The following is a 15,499-nucleotide window of genomic DNA, read 5'->3' on the forward strand; positions in this document are numbered from 1 at the left end:
AGTCCCCGGTCAGGTTCAGGACGATTTGGAATCGTTGGCTGGTGCCGGCTCATTCTTTCCGCGCACATCAGCAATCATGGACCTGACGACCCGCACCCGGAGCCCTTCAGCCAGATCAACACTGATTTCCTGATCCGTGACTTTCGCGACCTTGCCGATGAGCCCTCCAGAGGTAATGACCGTATCGCCCCGCACGACCGCCTCGATCATCGCTTTATGCTTTTTCTGGCGCTGATTGGCGGGCCGGATAAGCAGGAAGTAGAAGATCAGGATCAGGGGAACAAAAAAGATGAGCTGCGCCATCAGGCCGCCACCGGCGCCGCCCTGTTCTTGCGCAAACGCAATAGGTGCAGAGCCGAAAAATGCGGACGCTGCAGCTGCAAATCTGAACTTCATAAGTTTCTCTCCCCGGAACTTGAGGTCCGTGCCTATATCTGTGGAGGGCATACATTGCAAACAAGTGCGATCAATGAGCGATTGCAGCGGGCCATGCAATACTAGCCCACTCCATTAGTTAGTAAGCGCTCACTTGCAATATGCGAATTAGCGATATATATTCCGACTGAGGAGACTTGCCATGCCCGCAAATTCACCAGAGCGCAAAGAACGATCACGCAACGCCAAGCCACGCATTGAGCGGGCGGCCCTGCAGCTATTCGTGGATGAAGGTGTGGACGCGGCCACTACCCGCCAGATCGCCAATCAGGCAGGCGTCTCTGAGGGGGCGCTCTATCGCCACTATAAGGGAAAAGACGAGCTGGCTCTTGCCCTTTTCATGGAGACACATAACCGCCTTGGGGAAATGCTGAGTGAAGCGCTTTCCCAGCCAGGGACAGTGGAAGAGCGAATTCACAGAGCTGTCCTGGCTTACTGTACCCTCGCGGATAAAGACTGGCTCCTCTTCTCGTTTCATCTTGTGTCACTCAATCGCTTCCTGCCGCATGATACGCGCCGCGAGAATGATCCCGTCACCCGTTTCGAGCGAATCCTTGAAGCCATGATAGCGGCAGGCGAGATACCTGAAGCAGATCCAGCCCTTCTGACGGCCATGACTTTGGGAATCGTGATGCAGGCTGCCCAGAACAAGATCTATAACAGGCTGCCCGGTCCGTTTTCAGCTCATGCTCCTGCATTCACCCGGGCCATCCTGGCCGTTCTGTATCAGAAATAGGTGGTCATCTCATGCTGCGAGGTCTTCTGTTTACCGGGATCTACTATGCTCTCTCGGTCATCTATGTCCTGGTGGCGCTTGTCACGCTTGCCTTGCCCGGCCGGTCGGCCACCTCAGCGGTGATCCGGTCCTATACGCGGGCGATCCGTCTGGCTTTGCGCTGGGTGGCCGGGATCCGTCTTGAAGTTCGTGGCCGCGATTGTCTTCCCGATGGGCCGTTCATCGTCGCCGCGAAACATCAGAGCTGGGGCGATGGCTTCATGATCTACCCGGAAATTGACAATCTGGCCTTTGTGACGGGCGATCATCTTGAACGCTTCCCCTTTGTCGGTGGCATCCTGCGAAAGCTCGGAGCTATCGTTATCGACACGTGTGGCGGTGGAGACCGCAAAGCCAAATCCCTTGCCGAGGGCATGGAGCTGGCCGCCAGGGAAGGCCGGCGAGTCCTCATTTACCCGGAAGGCCACCTTGCGCCTCCCGGATATCACTATCGCTATAAGCCCGGCGTTTGGCATATGCAGAAGGCGATGCAGGTCCCTGTCATTCCTGTTGCCACGAATTTGGGGTGCTTCTGGAAGCAGGAAGCGTTGCAAAAAACACCAGGCACAGCGGTGATAGAATTTCTTCCGCCAATTGAGCCAGGACGTACGAAAGAGGACTTCCTACAAATGCTGACCGCGGCAGTTGAAGAGCAGTCCACGAAACTCCTGGTCGAAGCTTCTGGTTCATCCGTCGAGACGACCACCCTACTGCCTGATCCCATGAAAGCAGCTGCGCGAAGCTAAGTTAGCAGGCGCGCGGGATTCTCAAAGCATGAACAGCGATAAATAATTACCTTTACTCAATATGTAATTATTGTTATTCAATATCCTTCATAATCGGAGGATACACCTTATGTCACGTCTCATAGCTGTAACTGCAGCGATCGCTGCTTTCGCCCTGCCCGCAACTGCCATCGCGGCAGATACTAATGAATGGCAATCAGCGAAAACTCTTGAAAACGACGACGTTGTTCTCATCGCTTCCGGCACTGAGCAGGAGCATGGTGTTTTCTTTAACTGTGCTGACGGGAACCTTACCGCTGGTCTCACAACAGTCCCGGGGGATATTCTTGAGATGATGGCGCAGGAAACATCACGCTCCAAGAGCCACGACATCGCCATGACGATCGGCGACAGCGAGCCCTTTAAAGCTGGCTGGACATATTTCCCGAGCCTCAAGGTCGCTATCGCTCATAAAGAGCTTACGGCCAAAAAACTCTATAATGCAGCCATAAAAGGTGAAACCGTCACCTGGAAAATGCCTGCGCGGCCCGAAATCTCTGTGACAATGCCGGAGGCAAACGAGGCATTCAAGGCGTTTGCGAATGATTGCCCGGTCACGAATCCGAACAAACAAAGCTGAACTTTGTGAAATACTGTCTTGTGATCGGCCCGGCATCACGGTCGGGCCGGCGCCCTAAGAAGATCAGCTGTCTGCAGTCGCCGGCATGATCGTAACACTTTCGCCGCAGCCGCAAGCATCCGTCTGGTTGGGATTGCGGAAGACGAACTTCTCATGAAGCGTCGTCGTTTCAAAATCGACGATTGAGCCAAGGAGGAAGAGAACCGCCTTTGCATCAACGACAATCTTTACGCCATTATCCTCTACGATTTCGTCGAGCTCCTCTGGCTTTTCGACGTAATCCATGACGTATTCCATCCCCGCACAACCGCCATTCTTGACGCCAACGCGGAGGTAGCCGGCACCTTTATCTTCCATGATCTCCCGCACACGCTCCGCAGCAGCGTCTGAGAGGCTGATTAGTTTTGGTTTCGGTCGTCTGGCCATGATGTGGAGATGTGAAGCCTTAAGGGATCTGTCAACTAGAGCATGTTGAGCGCGAGACGCGCTTCATCAGACATACGCGAAGGATCCCAGGGAGGATCGAAGGTGAGGCGGACTTCAACATCATCCACACCCTTTACGCCTCGCGCTGCGTTCTCGACCCATCCGGGCATGTCGCCCGCAACGGGGCAACCGGGCGCTGTCAGCGTCATATCGACATCGACCTTGCGGTCGTCATCGATGTCCACTTTGTAAATCAGTCCCAGCTCATAGATATCCACCGGAATTTCGGGGTCGAAAACCGATTTGAATGCCGCGATCAGATCATCTGTGATCCTGTTAAGCTCATCCTGCGGAATTTTGGACGTAGCTTCCCCGTCCGCGCTTTGCGCCGCGGCGTCTGCAGTCTCCGGGAGTCGCATATCGTCAGCCATTTCACTCCTTATAACAGCATGGAACGCGCTTTGAGGAGGGCCTCAATGAAGGCATCCACCTCTTCCATCGTATTGTAGATACCAAAGCTCGCGCGGGCTGTAGCACTAACTCCTAGATGGGTCATCAATGGCTGTGCGCAATGGTGGCCTGCACGTACGGCGATGCCGTAGCGATCAAGCAGCTGCGCAATGTCATGAGGATGTATGCCCTCGATACTGAAGGAGAGAACAGGTCCTTTCCCCGGGGCTTGCCCGTGGACCCTAAGTCCATTGACCGTTGCGAGGGCGTCAATTGCACGCTGATGCAGGTCCTCTTCATGCTGAATTACCTGGTCAAACGCGAACCCGTTGAGCCAGTCGATTGCGGCACCGAGCCCTATCGCTTGCAGGATTGGTGGTGTTCCAGCTTCAAACTTGTGAGGAGCCGCATTGTAGGTCACGCGGTCCTGCTCGACGATTTCAATCATTTCGCCGCCGCCCTGATAGGGTGGCAAGGCATCCAGCGCTTCGGACGTGCCATAAAGCACGCCAACGCCTGTGGGGCCGTAAATCTTGTGGCCGGTCAGGACATAGAAATCACAACCCAGCGCCCTCACATCAACGTCGAGATGAACCCCCGCCTGGCAGCCATCCAGAAGCACCCGGGCACCGGTCTCATGCGCCAGAGAAACGATCTTCGCTGCATCAGTTACGGTACCGAGAACGTTCGACATATGCGTCACGGCGACAATCTTTGTGCGTGGTGTCAGCGCTTCTGCATAGGCCTCCATGTCCAGGGTGCCGTCTTCCAGTAGAGGCACCCATTTCAGCACCGCGCCATGGCGTTCACGCAGGAAGTGCCATGGCACAATATTGGAGTGGTGCTCCATGACCGACAGGACAATCTCGTCACCGGGCTCAATCTGCTGACCGATGCCGGATGCGACGAGATTGATCGCTTCGGTACCACCTTTGGTAAAGATGATATTCGCCGGTGCCGGCGCATTGATGAACCGCTGTACGGTGGACCGTGCTCCCTCAAAGGCTTCGGTCGTTTCGTTGGCGAGTGTATGCAGCCCACGATGAACATTGGCATAGGCCGTTCGGGCCTGATCGCTCATCGCATCAAGTACGGCGTTCGGCTTCTGGGCGCTCGCCGCATTGTCGAAATAGATAAGCGGTTCACCGTTCACTTCCCTACCAAGGATCGGAAACTGGCTGCGAACATGATTGATATCGAGGGACATGGCGCGACCTAGCCTTCCCGGCGCAGGAAGTTACGCGACGCCTCGTTCAACGCGTCCTTCACAGCGTCATGTGCAGTGGCCAACGCTTCTACGATGAAGGCTTCGGTCAAAAGCGCTCGAGCTTCAGCTTTTGGGATGCCGCGTTGACGCATGTAAAACAGCGCTGTCTCGTCCAGCTGGCCGGATGTATTGCCATGCGCACATTCGACGTCATCGGCATAGATTTCCAGCTCTGGCTTGGCGAAAACCTCAGCACCATCTTCAAGCAGCAGGGCCTTATGCTGCATATCCGCATCCGTGTGCTGGCCGACCGTTCGGGGCACATGGAACTTGCCCTGAAAAACACCGCGTCCGCCATCGGGGACAGCGCCCTTTGTCAATTGTCGGGTCGTGCAGGATTCTGCGCCGTGCCAGACGTTGCTGGTGAAATCGACATGATACCCTGGTGCTGGCAGATAGGCCGCATTGAGGGACGCCGTAGCGTTCGGGCCATTATAGCTTACACGCGTCTCAATCCTGGCGACCTTGGCACCAAAACCCAGCGCGGTCTGCTTAAATCGGGCATTTTCTTCCAGACTTATAGCGGCCGTCACGGCCGTGGCCTCTTCTTTCCCGCCAGCTTGAAGCAGCGTTCGCGATGCCTGGGCCCCTTTCTGAAGACCGAACTCAATAATTGTGGAGCTTAGGCCAGCGCCGCCCCGGTGTTGTTCAATGACATCGATCCGGGCCTGAGGGCGCACAACAAAGGCAATGCGGGCAAAAGCCATCTCGCGCCCGGCGAAGTCAAAATCCAGAAAAACCGGTTGCTCAATGGAAGCGGTGACCTCGACTTGGAGAATATCGATTGATTTTGGATGCCCCGTCAGCCCCGCAGCAAGCGCCGCCATTGGCAGCTCCTCCGCATTGCCAAGTGCTTGCGCCTCGGTCTTTTCGAAGACATTCAGGCCCGTCGGAAGCTTTTCCGGCAAATGCCACCGCTTGCCATCAAAGCGCAACAGCAAGGCATTATCCGGCAGCGGAAGCTCGACATTCGCCTTTCCGGACGATGTCTCAAGCGAGCTGGCACCTGCGCGAAAGTCCGTCCACTTCCATTGCTCCATGCGCCGATTGGGAAGGCCGGATTTAGCAAATGCCTCGAATGCCCGTGCCCTGCGCGCATCATCAGGCAGCTCGCCATATCTGGCGATCAGCTGGAGGTCCGCCGGCGTTGGATCCGTGAACTGGTTTCTGACGTCTTCGAGCGTCAAAGCACTTCTCCCAGAATCCCGTCATAGCCTTCGCTTTCAAGCTGTTCGGCCAGTTCCGGCCCCCCGGTCTTGATGATGCGGCCCTTGGCCAGCACGTGGACCTTGTCCGGTCGTATATGATCCAGCAGGCGTTGGTAGTGCGTGATGACCAGCATGGCGCGGTCAGGACTGCGAAGCGCATTCACCCCGTCCGCAACCGTTTTCAGAGCGTCGATGTCGAGGCCAGAATCGGTCTCATCCAGAATGGCAAAGCGCGGTTCGATCATCATCATCTGGAAGATCTCGAGGCGCTTCTTCTCACCACCGGAAAAACCGACATTGACGGGACGCTTGAGCATGTCGGCGTCTATCTTCAGCTTGGCACCTACTTCACGCGCCTTCTTGATAAAGTCTGGCGCAGAAATCTCATCCTCGCCGCGTGCCTTGCGCTGCGCATTCATCGCGGCTCGAACAAACGTCATGACAGGCACACCCGGAATTTCCACCGGATATTGGAAGGACAGGAAAACACCTTTCGCCGCGCGCTCCTCGGGCTCCATGGCGAGGAGATCCTCACCCTCAAGCATAGCGGAGCCAGCAGAGGCTTCATAACCCTCCCGCCCTGTCAGGACATAGGAGAGGGTCGACTTACCTGCGCCATTGGGCCCCATGATGGCATGGACTTCGCCCGCAGGCACCTCAAGCGAGAGGCCATTCAGAATGGTCTTCGCTTCATCGCCCTCACCCACGCGGGCGGACAGATCATCAAGCTTCAACATGCCGCGGATGTAGAGAGTCACACGGCAATTTCAAAGCCTGTACGTGCGTGAAATCGTCCGGATGTCAGCGAATTTCGTCGAGGCCGTAGAAATTATAGCCTGAAGTGGCTGCATCCAGGTCAATCGGCTCCACCAGCAGGTCACCAATGAACCTAAGGCTTTCTTCCTTACCGAGCAGGACCCGTTTCAAAGCAGTATTGATCGGCGTGGCAACGCCCTGCGGCCCGACAAGCACAAAAGAGTCGAAGCCTGGCTCGTAGCCGTAATGCTCGGTAAAATAGGGGTTGTTGGCTATGAACCGGTCAAAGCGCTGCCATTGCCAGCCAAGATTGGAATTCATCCGTATGACCTCACCGAGATAGAGCCCGGCAAACATCACGGAATTATCACCCCGCCCATCGCTGATCAGCGATTCACCTGCCCTGCCCTCATCAGCCTGCAGCTTGTTGATGGTATGGATGTCCCTCAGCCACTCATCCACCTCCGACAAGCTCTCCAGGGAATAGTCGAGCTTTGATTTGTCCAGACGGTTAGGCAGCAGGATGAGGCTGTCACCGGCGGGAGACAGGAACTCGTCGAGCGCCGAGCCAATGCTCGATATATCGATGCTTGTGTTTCCAGTCTGCCGCTGAACGTCATAGGTTGCAGAGACAGTCTCCATCCCCTGCCCATAGCCATCGTAGGGGACGTAATAGGGGGGCGACGCGTCATTCGACGTGCACGCCGCCATCAGCAAAACGGACAGGAAACAAAATCGGATCATCGGCTCCCCGGAATCACTTGCGGAGAGACTAGCATGCGCGCACACGCGAAGTCTCAGGCGTCGAAATCACGCATGAGATCGCCCTGGCCCGGCTCAAGGGAATTCCACCACTGATGCAGTTCCACGCACACGCCCACATCATTCAGAACAACCTTGAAGACACCTTCCTGACGGACAGGGTCTTCGGTCCCCTTGCGTGTGAAGGTGCTGGACCACTTGGCCCAGCCCACAGCGGAGTCCTCGTGGATAGTCTCAGCCTTGAAACTGGTTTCACGACGAAGCTCGAGCGTGTCCCGAAAGAATTGCGTCAGGGCATGCTGCCCGCGCACCGGCGCCTCAAAGGGCGTGTGGTGGTAGTCGACATCCTCAGAAAAAAGTTCTGCAAGGCTTTCCGGCGCGCTTTCCGCATATCGGTTGCTGAAAGCGGCCAGCCACTCGGTGAACGTGGTATCACCCACTAGCCGACACTGCCTTCAAGGCTGACTTCCAGAAGTTTCTGCGCCTCGACTGCGAATTCCATCGGTAGATGCTGCATAACATCCCGAACGAAGCCATTCACCAGAAGCGCAACAGCTTCCTCCTCGCCCAGGCCACGCTGGCGAGCATAGAAAAGCTGATCTTCGGAAAGTTTCGTCGTCGTCGCCTCATGCTCAAGCTGGGCATCGGCACGCCGGTTCTCGACATAAGGCACGGTATGCGCGCCGCAATCGCCCCCAATCAGGAGGGAGTCACATTGCGTGAAATTACGCGCCTTATCGGCCTTCTTGTGGACCTGGACAAGGCCGCGATAGGTATTGTCCGACCGGCCAGCTGAAATGCCTTTTGAAATGATCCGTGAGCGCGTGCGCTTGCCAAGGTGGATCATCTTCGTACCCGTATCGGCCATCTGGCGCCCATTGGTCACAGCAATCGAATAGAACTCGCCGGTGCTGTCGTCACCGCGAAGAATGCAGGAGGGATACTTCCAGGTCACAGCGGAGCCGGTCTCGACCTGTGTCCAGCTGATCTTGGAGCGGGCACCACGACAGTCGCCGCGTTTGGTCACGAAATTGTAGATACCGCCCTTGCCATTCTCGTCACCCGGCCACCAGTTCTGGACTGTGGAATATTTAATCTCAGCATCGTCAAGCGCCACGAGTTCCACAACCGCCGCGTGAAGCTGATTCTCATCACGCATCGGGGCGGTACAGCCTTCAAGATAAGAAACATAAGAGCCCTTGTCGGCAATGATCAGGGTACGCTCGAACTGACCTGTATTCTCCGCATTCATCCGGAAATAGGTCGACAGTTCCATTGGGCACCGGACACCCTCCGGCACATACACAAAGGTCCCATCGGAGAAGACTGCGCTGTTCAGCGTCGCAAAGAAATTGTCCGACTGGGGAACAACGGTACCGAGATATTTTTTCACGAGTTCGGGATGCTCACGAAGCGCCTCCGAAATCGACATGAAGATCACGCCAGCCTTCTCGAGTTCCTTTCGGAAGGTTGTGGCGACAGAGACGGAATCAAAGACTGCGTCTACGGCAACGCGTGAACTGTTGGCCCCGCCACGGGCTTCAGCAGCCGTCTCGGCAGACCCTTCCACGCCAAGCAGGACCTCTGCCTCACGAAGCGGTATGCCGAGCTTTTCATAGGTATCGAGGATTTCCTTCGGAACATCGTCAATCGATTCATACTTCGCGCCACGCTTCGGTGCGGCGTAGTAATAAAGGTCCTGATAATCGATCTGCTCGTACTGGACCTTGGCCCAGCCGGGCTCCTTCATCGTTTTCCACCGTTCGAACGCCTTCAGACGCCAATCCAGCATCCATTGCGGCTCGCCCTTCTTGTCAGAAATGAAGGCGATAACATCCTCATTCAGACCTTTCGGTGCGTATTCCGTTTCGATGTCAGTCTTGAAGCCAGCCGAATAGTTTTCAGACTGCAGCGCCTTCGCCGCAGCGACGGTACCGGCATCAATGCCTTCCTTGACCTTCACATCATCAGCCATGTCAGGCTGTCTCCTTCATGTTGCGGCGCCGGAGTGCCTCGAGCCAGGCATCTGCCGTACGCTCGAAATCCGAGTCCTCACTCCTCCATCCATAGCTGGTGCGTATCGCACATTCCGCAAGGGTGTCCGGCGCGCCCATCGCAGATAGGACGATGGATCTTTTGACCTTGCCACTGGAGCACGCCGACCCTGACGAGACGGCCACTCCGGCCAGATCCAACGCCATGACCTGAGTCTCGGCCCGAAATCCATCATAGGCGAAATTCGACGTATTGGGGAGCCGAGCCGCAGTCTTGCCGAAGACGGTCACACCGGCTTCTGAGATCAGCCGGTCTTCCATGGCGTCGCGCAGGCCGGCCAGAGTCTTCATACTCGACAGATCACGCACTGCCGCTTCGGCTGCAGCGCCAAAACCAGCGATGCCCGACAGGTTTTCTGTTCCGGATCTCAGGGACCTTTCCTGGCCGCCGCCAAAAAGATAAGGCAGCAGCGGTGCGCCACTACGCATCCAAAGCGCTCCCGCCCCTTGCGGTCCTCCAGCCTTGTGCGCGGAAAGCGCGAGGTAGTCGACGCCCAGAAGCGAAACATTCAACGGGAGTTTGCCCAGCCCCTGCACGCCGTCACAGATTGTCAATCCGCCAGCGTCGCGGACCATGGCAGCAGCTTCCTGCACCGGCTGGACCACGCCGGTCTCGTTGTTGGCCAGCATCAGGACCAGCACGGGCATTCCGGACGCCGTGCTGTCCCAGCGGCCGAGACGGTCACGCAGGCTATTCAGGTCGATCTGCCCTTCCCCGGTAACATAGACCGTCTCGACCGGTGCGCTCGCATGGCCGGCATTCCTGGATGCTGCTTCATGCTCAATCGCAGAAACGAGGAGCGTGCAGCGGGCATCAAGCTTGCGCACGACACCATGGATCGCCAGAGCAATTGCTTCCGTGCCGCCCGATGTGAAAACAATATCCTGCGGTAGCCCGCGAAGGGCGGTGGCGACCTGAGACCGCGCCTTTTCCATTAACTTGCGAGCCCTTCGCCCCGGCCCATGCACGCTGGACGGGTTCGCGCCGACCTCTAGCGCTTCGAGCATTGCCTCTCGCGCTTCAGGCCTCAGAGGCGCCGTTGCGTTGTAGTCTGCATAGATCATGAACCGGCACTTAGGGTATCATGCCTCACTCTTACACAAAAACTTGCATTTCCTTGCCGCTTTCCTCTAAAGCGCCCACTTCGCACTTCCTCGATCGCTTAAACTGAAGAGGCGCCCTCCATGGCAGAACTCATCATTCCGGGGCCGGCTGGCCGTATAGAAGCTCGCTATACCGAACCGCCCCAGGAGGGAGCGCCGATCGCGCTGATCCTGCACCCCCACCCGCGTGCCGGCGGCACGATGCAGGATCCGATCACGATCCGTCTCTATCAGATGTTCGAGAAACGTGGATTTGGGGTTCTTCGCTTCAACACACGCGGTGTCGGCCGCTCCCAGGGCGTCTACGACCAAGGCGTCGGCGAACTCGAAGATGCCGCCTATGTGCTGGACTATATGGAAAACCTGACGGAAAGCCCGCGCTTCGTGTGGTGCGCCGGCTATTCCTTCGGCGCATGGATCACGCTCCAGCTACTGATGCGCCGCCCGGAGATCGATGGCTTCCTGGCCATCGCCCCACCGTGCAATCACTATGATCTCGCTTTCCTGGCCCCCTGCCCCGCCTCCGGTCTCATCATCTCCGGGGAAAGCGACAAGATCTCTGGCCCGAAAGATGTTGAGCGTGCGTTGACCAAAGTGCGCGTTCAAAAGGGCGAAGTCATCGAACGTGACAATATCGCCGGCGCCAACCACTTCTTCACCGGCAAACAGGACGATCTGCTCTCCAAATGCGAAGCTTATGTCGACCGTCGGCTTATTGAGGACGAGCAGAAGATGCGCGCCGAAGCGGAGACAAAGAAGGTTCGTGGGCAGGCCGCCATCACCGACAAGTCCAACGAAGACGCTGCTGATGATGATGGCGAAAATGGTGACGACGACGAAGACTAGGGCAACAGTTCACCACCAGTCATTGGCTCACGCACGCTCGTCGTGCCAGGCCAACTGATTGGCAGACGACGCAGGGTCCTGACTGCCAGGAAGGCGAATGCCTGAGCTTCGATCGAGTCGCCCAGCCAGCCCACGTCCTCAGCCGTCTTCACATCACAGGCGCAACGCTGCTTAAGTTCTCGCACCAGCTGAGGATTGTGGCGTCCTCCTCCGCACAGGATGATATGGGACGGCTTGTCTTCAAATCCGCGGATCGCATGGGCCACAGCCTCTGCGGAGAACGCCGTAAGCGTTGCCGCGCCATCTTCAAGTGAAAGCCCTCGCGCTAGATTGGCGTTGAAGTCAAACCTGTCGAGGCTCTTCGGGGGCGCTTCATCAAACCAGGGATGCGCCATCCATTGCCTCAAGGCGCCCTCGTTAACACGCCCTGCGGCCGCCAGACGACCACCATCATCATGTGTTCCGGCTCCATGTCCTTCGACCCATTCATCGATAGGACCATTCGCCGGCCCCGTATCAAAAGCGTACAGGCTGCCGTCGCTCTTCCTGTAAGTTATGTTGGCAACGCCGCCGAGATTGAGCACCGCCGCACTGTCGCCGGTGCCGAGCCTGCGCAAGAGTGCAGCATGGTAAGCTGGCGCCAGTGGCGCGCCATTGCCGCCTTCGGAAACGTCATGCGAACGGAAATCGAAGGCCAATGGGATATCCAATTGTCGCCGCAAGGCGCCGGCATCGACCAGCTGAAGCGTCTCCCCTTTCATCCCACGGCCTGGCGCTCTGTGTAGAACCGTCTGACCATGAACACCCGCAATAACCGGGCTTGGCCCTGACCACTCAGACATGAGCATCTCCCACGCAGCGCCATGCGTGCTGGTCAGGACATTTTTTGCGTCGTTGAAAACGCGTTCGGGCGGCGCCCCTTGCCAGTTCCATTCGCGGGCCGCAGCGACCGCCTGCTTGAGGATTTCGCGCTCATCCGGTGCATATTTCTGCTCTGCGACAGGACCGAAATCCAACACATCTACGCCATCAGTGAGAATCAACGCTGCATCGACAGCATCAATGGAAGTGCCAGACATGAAACCTGCCGCCCATACCGGCTCAAATTCCTCATTCTGTAGGTTCAATCTGTGTCTCTCCCGTGCTAGCTGCGCTCTCCGTTTAGGGAGTCGAGCCGATGAGCCAGTTCAAATCTGAGTTTCTTCAAACACTTGAGGAACGCGGATTCACCAAGCAGATTACACATCCTGACGCTCTGGATGAATACTGTGTGTCTGGCACACCCGTAGCCTATATCGGATTCGACGCGACCGCCGACAGCCTGCACGTTGGCTCGCTGCTTCAAATCATGATGCTTCGTCATCTTCAGCAGTGTGGCGGAAAGCCCATTGTGCTTATGGGCGGCGGCACGACGAAGATTGGCGACCCGACCGATAAGGAAAAATCCCGCCCGCTTCTCACCAATGAGCAGATCGAGGCGAATATTGCGGGTATTCGCAAAGCATTCGAACCTTTCCTGACATTCGGCGACGGTCCAACCGATGCCATCATGGTGAACAATGATGATTGGTTGAACAAGCTCGGCTATATTGAAGTGCTTCGCGAGGTCGGCGTTCATTTCACGATCAATACGATGGTCAAGCAGGATACGGTGGCCCGGCGCCTTGCCAGTGAGCAACCTTACACCTTCCTCGAGTTCAATTACCTTCTCCTGCAGTCCTACGATTTTCTGGAGCTCTATCGCCGGCACAATTGCCGGCTGCAGCTTGGCGGCTCAGACCAGTGGGGCAATATCCTCGGCGGTGTCGATCTCGTCCACAAGGCCGATGGTGGCGATTCCTACGGCCTGACAGCCCACCTCATCACCACCGCGTCAGGCGGAAAGATGGGCAAGACGGCAGATGGCGCCGTCTGGCTGAATGCGGATCGTCGCTCCCCTTATGAATACTGGCAATTCTGGCGTAATACGGAAGACGCTGATGTCGGGCGCTTCCTACGGCTCTTCACCGATTTGCCAATCGAAGAGATCCAGGCCCTTGAGCGCCTTCAGGGCGCTGACATCAACAAGGCGAAGATGGCCCTTGCAAATGCAGCCACCACACTGCTGCATGGTGCAGATGCGGCTGCAGAAGCTGCTCGCGCGGCTGAGGCTGTTTTTGGCGCGGGCACTACGGATGATGCCCTGCCAACCGCGGAAGTGCCTCTCGCCTCAGTGCGTGATGGCCTCTTGACAGCAGCAGCTTTCACCGAAGCCGGCCTGACACAATCCAACGGGGAAGCACGGCGCTTGATCAAGCAGGGCGCGGCCAAAGTGAATGATATTGCGGTGACCGACCAGAATGCCGTTCTGAATGAGAAGGATATTGGCGAGAATGGTGCCATCAAGCTCTCAGCCGGCAAGAAGCGTCATGCGCTGATCAAGCCTGTCTAGAATTCCGGCTCAGAAGCGGGCAAGAGAGGAATGGTGCCGAAAGCCCCTTCGAACTGCCCGCCATACTTCGCACTCAAGCCGACCAGCAACTCCACAGTCCCGTCAGGCAGAAATGTCTCGTCGAGAACGGAACCATGCTCATGCAACCATGCTCGGGCGGCCCCGTCCTTGGGCTCCAGCTGCACACGATAGGTTTCCAGTTCTTCCCGGATCGAGTGAGCGATCAGGTCCAGAAGCTCGTCCACGCCATCACCGGTCAGGGCAGAGGTGACCACTGCTGGCGTTTCGCCCAGCCCCGACCGTGCTGACATACGAAGCGTGTCCTGGATGTCCCATGGCAGGAGATCGACCTTGTTCCATGCCTCGATGATTGGCGGGAGCGCGTTCCCTGTTTCCTTCTGCAGCCGTGAGAGAACCTTGAGAACTTCAGCCTTCCGGTCTTCATCAAACGCACTGGAGCGGTCCCGCACATGTATGAGGAGGTCCGCCTCGAGTGTCTCTTCAAGCGTGGCCCGAAAGCTGTCGATCAGGTGGGTCGGAAGATCAGAAATGAAGCCAACTGTATCGACCAGCGCAGCATCACCCATGCCCGGCAAATCAAAACGCCGAATGGTCGGATCGAGCGTCGCAAAAGGCATATCACGGGCGAATACATTCGCGCCGGTTAATCGATTGAATAGTGTGGACTTTCCCGCATTTGTGTAACCAACGAGTGCAATAACTGGAAACCCGGCACTCCGCCGTCCTGAGCGCTGCAGGCCACGAGTACGCTTGACCTCTTCGAGATCCGACTTCAGGGAATCCAGCTGCCGGTCCAGCATACGACGGTCGGCCTCGAGTTGTGTCTCGCCCGGACCGCTGAGGAAGCCTCCACCACCACGCTGCCGTTCCAGGTGGGTCCATGTGCGAACCAAGCGTGAGCGCTCATAGGAAAGCCGCGCAAGCTCGACCTGCAATTTACCTTCCTTGGTGCGCGCGCGAAGACCAAAAATTTCAAGAATAAGTCCCGTTCGGTCGATGACCTTGCAATTGAGCGACTTTTCGAGATTGCGCTGCTGGACCGGGCTCAGCGCTGCGTCAACAACGCACAATGTGCATCCTTCGGCTTCAACATCGGCAGCAAGCCGGTCCAGAATCCCGCCCGAAAGAAGATGCGATGCACTGGGTTTGCGAACCTGCTCGGCACGAAGGAATGCCAGGTTGCATCCGAGCGCCTCAACCAGACCCGCTGTTTCTGACAGCCGTTCACGGTCCGGACGTTCTGCCGGGCTCGTCCAGGGAATAATCACACCGGCGCGGTCTTCAGGCGGTGTGTGGTCAACAAGATCTGAGGTCAATCAGACTCCGTGTTGTTTTCCTCATCGAAAAGTTGCACCGGCGCGCCGGGCGCAATTGTCGAGATGGCATGCTTGTAAACAAGCTGTGGTGGACGACCGTCCCCCCGCAGGAGTACACAGAAGTTATCGAACCAGGTAACGACGCCTTGCAGTTTGACCCCATTTACCAGGAAGATGGTCAATGGCGTCCGCGATTTTCGTACTGCGTTCAGGAACGTGTCCTGCAAGTTTTGTTTTTTATCTGAAGACATGATCTGAGCCTGTTCGCTATGCGTTTTCGCAG

General features: G+C 57.0%; 18 protein-coding genes. 5 read left to right on the forward strand and 13 right to left on the reverse strand.

Translation table 11 applies throughout. The features are described from left to right. Window positions 1-15: 15 nt before the first annotated feature. Window positions 16-495, reverse strand: coding sequence for a preprotein translocase subunit YajC (yajC, locus tag Q1K29_RS05525; protein ID WP_300391963.1), 480 nt, complete (start codon window positions 493-495; stop codon window positions 16-18). A gap of 82 nt (window positions 496-577) precedes the next feature. Here yajC and Q1K29_RS05530 point away from each other — a divergent pair, with 82 nt between their 5' ends. The 3 genes from Q1K29_RS05530 to Q1K29_RS05540 all read left to right on the forward strand — a co-directional run bounded on the left by Q1K29_RS05530 (window position 578) and on the right by Q1K29_RS05540 (window position 2,575). After that, complete coding sequence (locus Q1K29_RS05530; protein ID WP_300391964.1) at window positions 578-1,171, forward strand: TetR/AcrR family transcriptional regulator; 594 nt, start codon at window positions 578-580, stop codon at window positions 1,169-1,171. Window positions 1,172-1,182: 11 nt separating this feature from the next. Next, window positions 1,183-1,956: a 1-acyl-sn-glycerol-3-phosphate acyltransferase gene (locus tag Q1K29_RS05535; RefSeq protein ID WP_300391965.1), complete on the forward strand. Its 774-nt coding sequence runs from the start codon at window positions 1,183-1,185 to the stop codon at window positions 1,954-1,956. A gap of 109 nt (window positions 1,957-2,065) precedes the next feature. After that, a complete protein-coding gene (locus tag Q1K29_RS05540; protein WP_300391966.1) occupies window positions 2,066-2,575 on the forward strand; it encodes a hypothetical protein in 510 nt (169 codons plus the stop codon). Between the two features lie 63 nt (window positions 2,576-2,638). Here the strand turns inward: Q1K29_RS05540 and Q1K29_RS05545 are convergent, their stop codons facing one another. From Q1K29_RS05545 to Q1K29_RS05585, 9 genes are all read right to left on the reverse strand, one after another. Further along, window positions 2,639-3,001: an iron-sulfur cluster assembly accessory protein gene (locus tag Q1K29_RS05545; protein ID WP_300391967.1), complete on the reverse strand. Its 363-nt coding sequence runs from the start codon at window positions 2,999-3,001 to the stop codon at window positions 2,639-2,641. A gap of 35 nt (window positions 3,002-3,036) precedes the next feature. After that, complete coding sequence (locus Q1K29_RS05550) at window positions 3,037-3,432, reverse strand: SUF system Fe-S cluster assembly protein (protein ID WP_300391968.1); 396 nt, start codon at window positions 3,430-3,432, stop codon at window positions 3,037-3,039. An 8-nt stretch (window positions 3,433-3,440) separates the two neighbouring features. After that, window positions 3,441-4,658 (reverse strand): cysteine desulfurase, encoded by a 1,218-nt coding sequence (locus tag Q1K29_RS05555; RefSeq protein ID WP_300391969.1) that lies wholly within the window; start codon window positions 4,656-4,658, stop codon window positions 3,441-3,443. Window positions 4,659-4,666: 8 nt separating this feature from the next. Further along, window positions 4,667-5,905 carry a SufD family Fe-S cluster assembly protein gene (locus tag Q1K29_RS05560; protein WP_300391970.1) on the reverse strand — a complete coding sequence of 413 codons (1,239 nt, stop codon included), beginning with the start codon at window positions 5,903-5,905 and terminating at the stop codon, window positions 4,667-4,669. Next, window positions 5,902-6,663, reverse strand: coding sequence for a Fe-S cluster assembly ATPase SufC (sufC, locus tag Q1K29_RS05565; protein ID WP_300392841.1), 762 nt, complete (start codon window positions 6,661-6,663; stop codon window positions 5,902-5,904). The genes Q1K29_RS05560 and sufC overlap by 4 nt, the downstream gene beginning before the upstream one ends. A 64-nt stretch (window positions 6,664-6,727) precedes the next feature. Beyond that, window positions 6,728-7,426, reverse strand: coding sequence for a hypothetical protein (locus Q1K29_RS05570; protein WP_300391971.1), 699 nt, complete (start codon window positions 7,424-7,426; stop codon window positions 6,728-6,730). Window positions 7,427-7,479: 53 nt separating this feature from the next. Beyond that, entirely contained in the window at window positions 7,480-7,884 is a 405-nt protein-coding gene (locus Q1K29_RS05575; RefSeq protein WP_300391972.1) for a nuclear transport factor 2 family protein, read from the reverse strand. Then, complete coding sequence (gene sufB, locus Q1K29_RS05580; RefSeq protein ID WP_300391973.1) at window positions 7,884-9,419, reverse strand: Fe-S cluster assembly protein SufB; 1,536 nt, start codon at window positions 9,417-9,419, stop codon at window positions 7,884-7,886. Before sufB ends, Q1K29_RS05575 begins: the two co-directional genes overlap by 1 nt. Window position 9,420: 1 nt before the next feature. After that, window positions 9,421-10,563: a cysteine desulfurase family protein gene (locus Q1K29_RS05585; protein WP_300391974.1), complete on the reverse strand. Its 1,143-nt coding sequence runs from the start codon at window positions 10,561-10,563 to the stop codon at window positions 9,421-9,423. 120 nt (window positions 10,564-10,683) lie between these two features. Here Q1K29_RS05585 and Q1K29_RS05590 point away from each other — a divergent pair, with 120 nt between their 5' ends. Further along, window positions 10,684-11,448: an alpha/beta hydrolase gene (locus Q1K29_RS05590; protein WP_300391975.1), complete on the forward strand. Its 765-nt coding sequence runs from the start codon at window positions 10,684-10,686 to the stop codon at window positions 11,446-11,448. On the opposite strand, the gene Q1K29_RS05595 is transcribed toward Q1K29_RS05590, so the two are convergent. Then, a complete protein-coding gene (locus Q1K29_RS05595; RefSeq protein WP_300391976.1) occupies window positions 11,445-12,575 on the reverse strand; it encodes an anhydro-N-acetylmuramic acid kinase in 1,131 nt (376 codons plus the stop codon). The two genes, Q1K29_RS05590 and Q1K29_RS05595, sit on opposite strands and share 4 nt — an antisense overlap. 50 nt (window positions 12,576-12,625) lie before the next feature. Between Q1K29_RS05595 and tyrS the strand changes: the two genes are divergently transcribed. Next, window positions 12,626-13,879, forward strand: coding sequence for a tyrosine--tRNA ligase (tyrS, locus tag Q1K29_RS05600; protein ID WP_300391977.1), 1,254 nt, complete (start codon window positions 12,626-12,628; stop codon window positions 13,877-13,879). Here tyrS and hflX read toward each other — a convergent pair. After that, window positions 13,876-15,216 (reverse strand): GTPase HflX, encoded by a 1,341-nt coding sequence (hflX, locus tag Q1K29_RS05605; RefSeq protein ID WP_300391978.1) that lies wholly within the window; start codon window positions 15,214-15,216, stop codon window positions 13,876-13,878. The genes tyrS and hflX overlap by 4 nt on opposite strands. Beyond that, window positions 15,213-15,467, reverse strand: a complete 255-nt coding sequence (hfq, locus tag Q1K29_RS05610; protein ID WP_300391979.1) for an RNA chaperone Hfq — start codon at window positions 15,465-15,467, stop codon at window positions 15,213-15,215. Before hfq ends, hflX begins: the two co-directional genes overlap by 4 nt. Window positions 15,468-15,499: the final 32 nt, after the last annotated feature.

Origin of the sequence: Henriciella sp. (assembly GCF_029937755.1) — a bacterium.
In the GTDB taxonomy this organism is placed as follows: domain Bacteria; phylum Pseudomonadota; class Alphaproteobacteria; order Caulobacterales; family Hyphomonadaceae; genus Henriciella.

Coding starts and splice junctions, on each gene's coding strand:
- Q1K29_RS05530 (WP_300391964.1), top strand. CDS start 578: ATGCCCGCAAATTCACCAGAGCGCAAAGAACGATCACGCAACGCCAAG.
- Q1K29_RS05535 (WP_300391965.1), top strand. CDS start 1,183: ATGCTGCGAGGTCTTCTGTTTACCGGGATCTACTATGCTCTCTCGGTC.
- Q1K29_RS05540 (WP_300391966.1), top strand. CDS start 2,066: ATGTCACGTCTCATAGCTGTAACTGCAGCGATCGCTGCTTTCGCCCTG.
- Q1K29_RS05545 (WP_300391967.1), bottom strand. CDS start 3,001: ATGGCCAGACGACCGAAACCAAAACTAATCAGCCTCTCAGACGCTGCT.
- Q1K29_RS05550 (WP_300391968.1), bottom strand. CDS start 3,432: ATGGCTGACGATATGCGACTCCCGGAGACTGCAGACGCCGCGGCGCAA.
- Q1K29_RS05555 (WP_300391969.1), bottom strand. CDS start 4,658: ATGTCCCTCGATATCAATCATGTTCGCAGCCAGTTTCCGATCCTTGGT.
- sufC (WP_300392841.1), bottom strand. CDS start 6,663: ATGTTGAAGCTTGATGATCTGTCCGCCCGCGTGGGTGAGGGCGATGAA.
- Q1K29_RS05570 (WP_300391971.1), bottom strand. CDS start 7,426: ATGATCCGATTTTGTTTCCTGTCCGTTTTGCTGATGGCGGCGTGCACG.
- sufB (WP_300391973.1), bottom strand. CDS start 9,419: ATGGCTGATGATGTGAAGGTCAAGGAAGGCATTGATGCCGGTACCGTC.
- Q1K29_RS05585 (WP_300391974.1), bottom strand. CDS start 10,563: ATGATCTATGCAGACTACAACGCAACGGCGCCTCTGAGGCCTGAAGCG.
- Q1K29_RS05590 (WP_300391975.1), top strand. CDS start 10,684: ATGGCAGAACTCATCATTCCGGGGCCGGCTGGCCGTATAGAAGCTCGC.
- tyrS (WP_300391977.1), top strand. CDS start 12,626: ATGAGCCAGTTCAAATCTGAGTTTCTTCAAACACTTGAGGAACGCGGA.
- hfq (WP_300391979.1), bottom strand. CDS start 15,467: ATGTCTTCAGATAAAAAACAAAACTTGCAGGACACGTTCCTGAACGCA.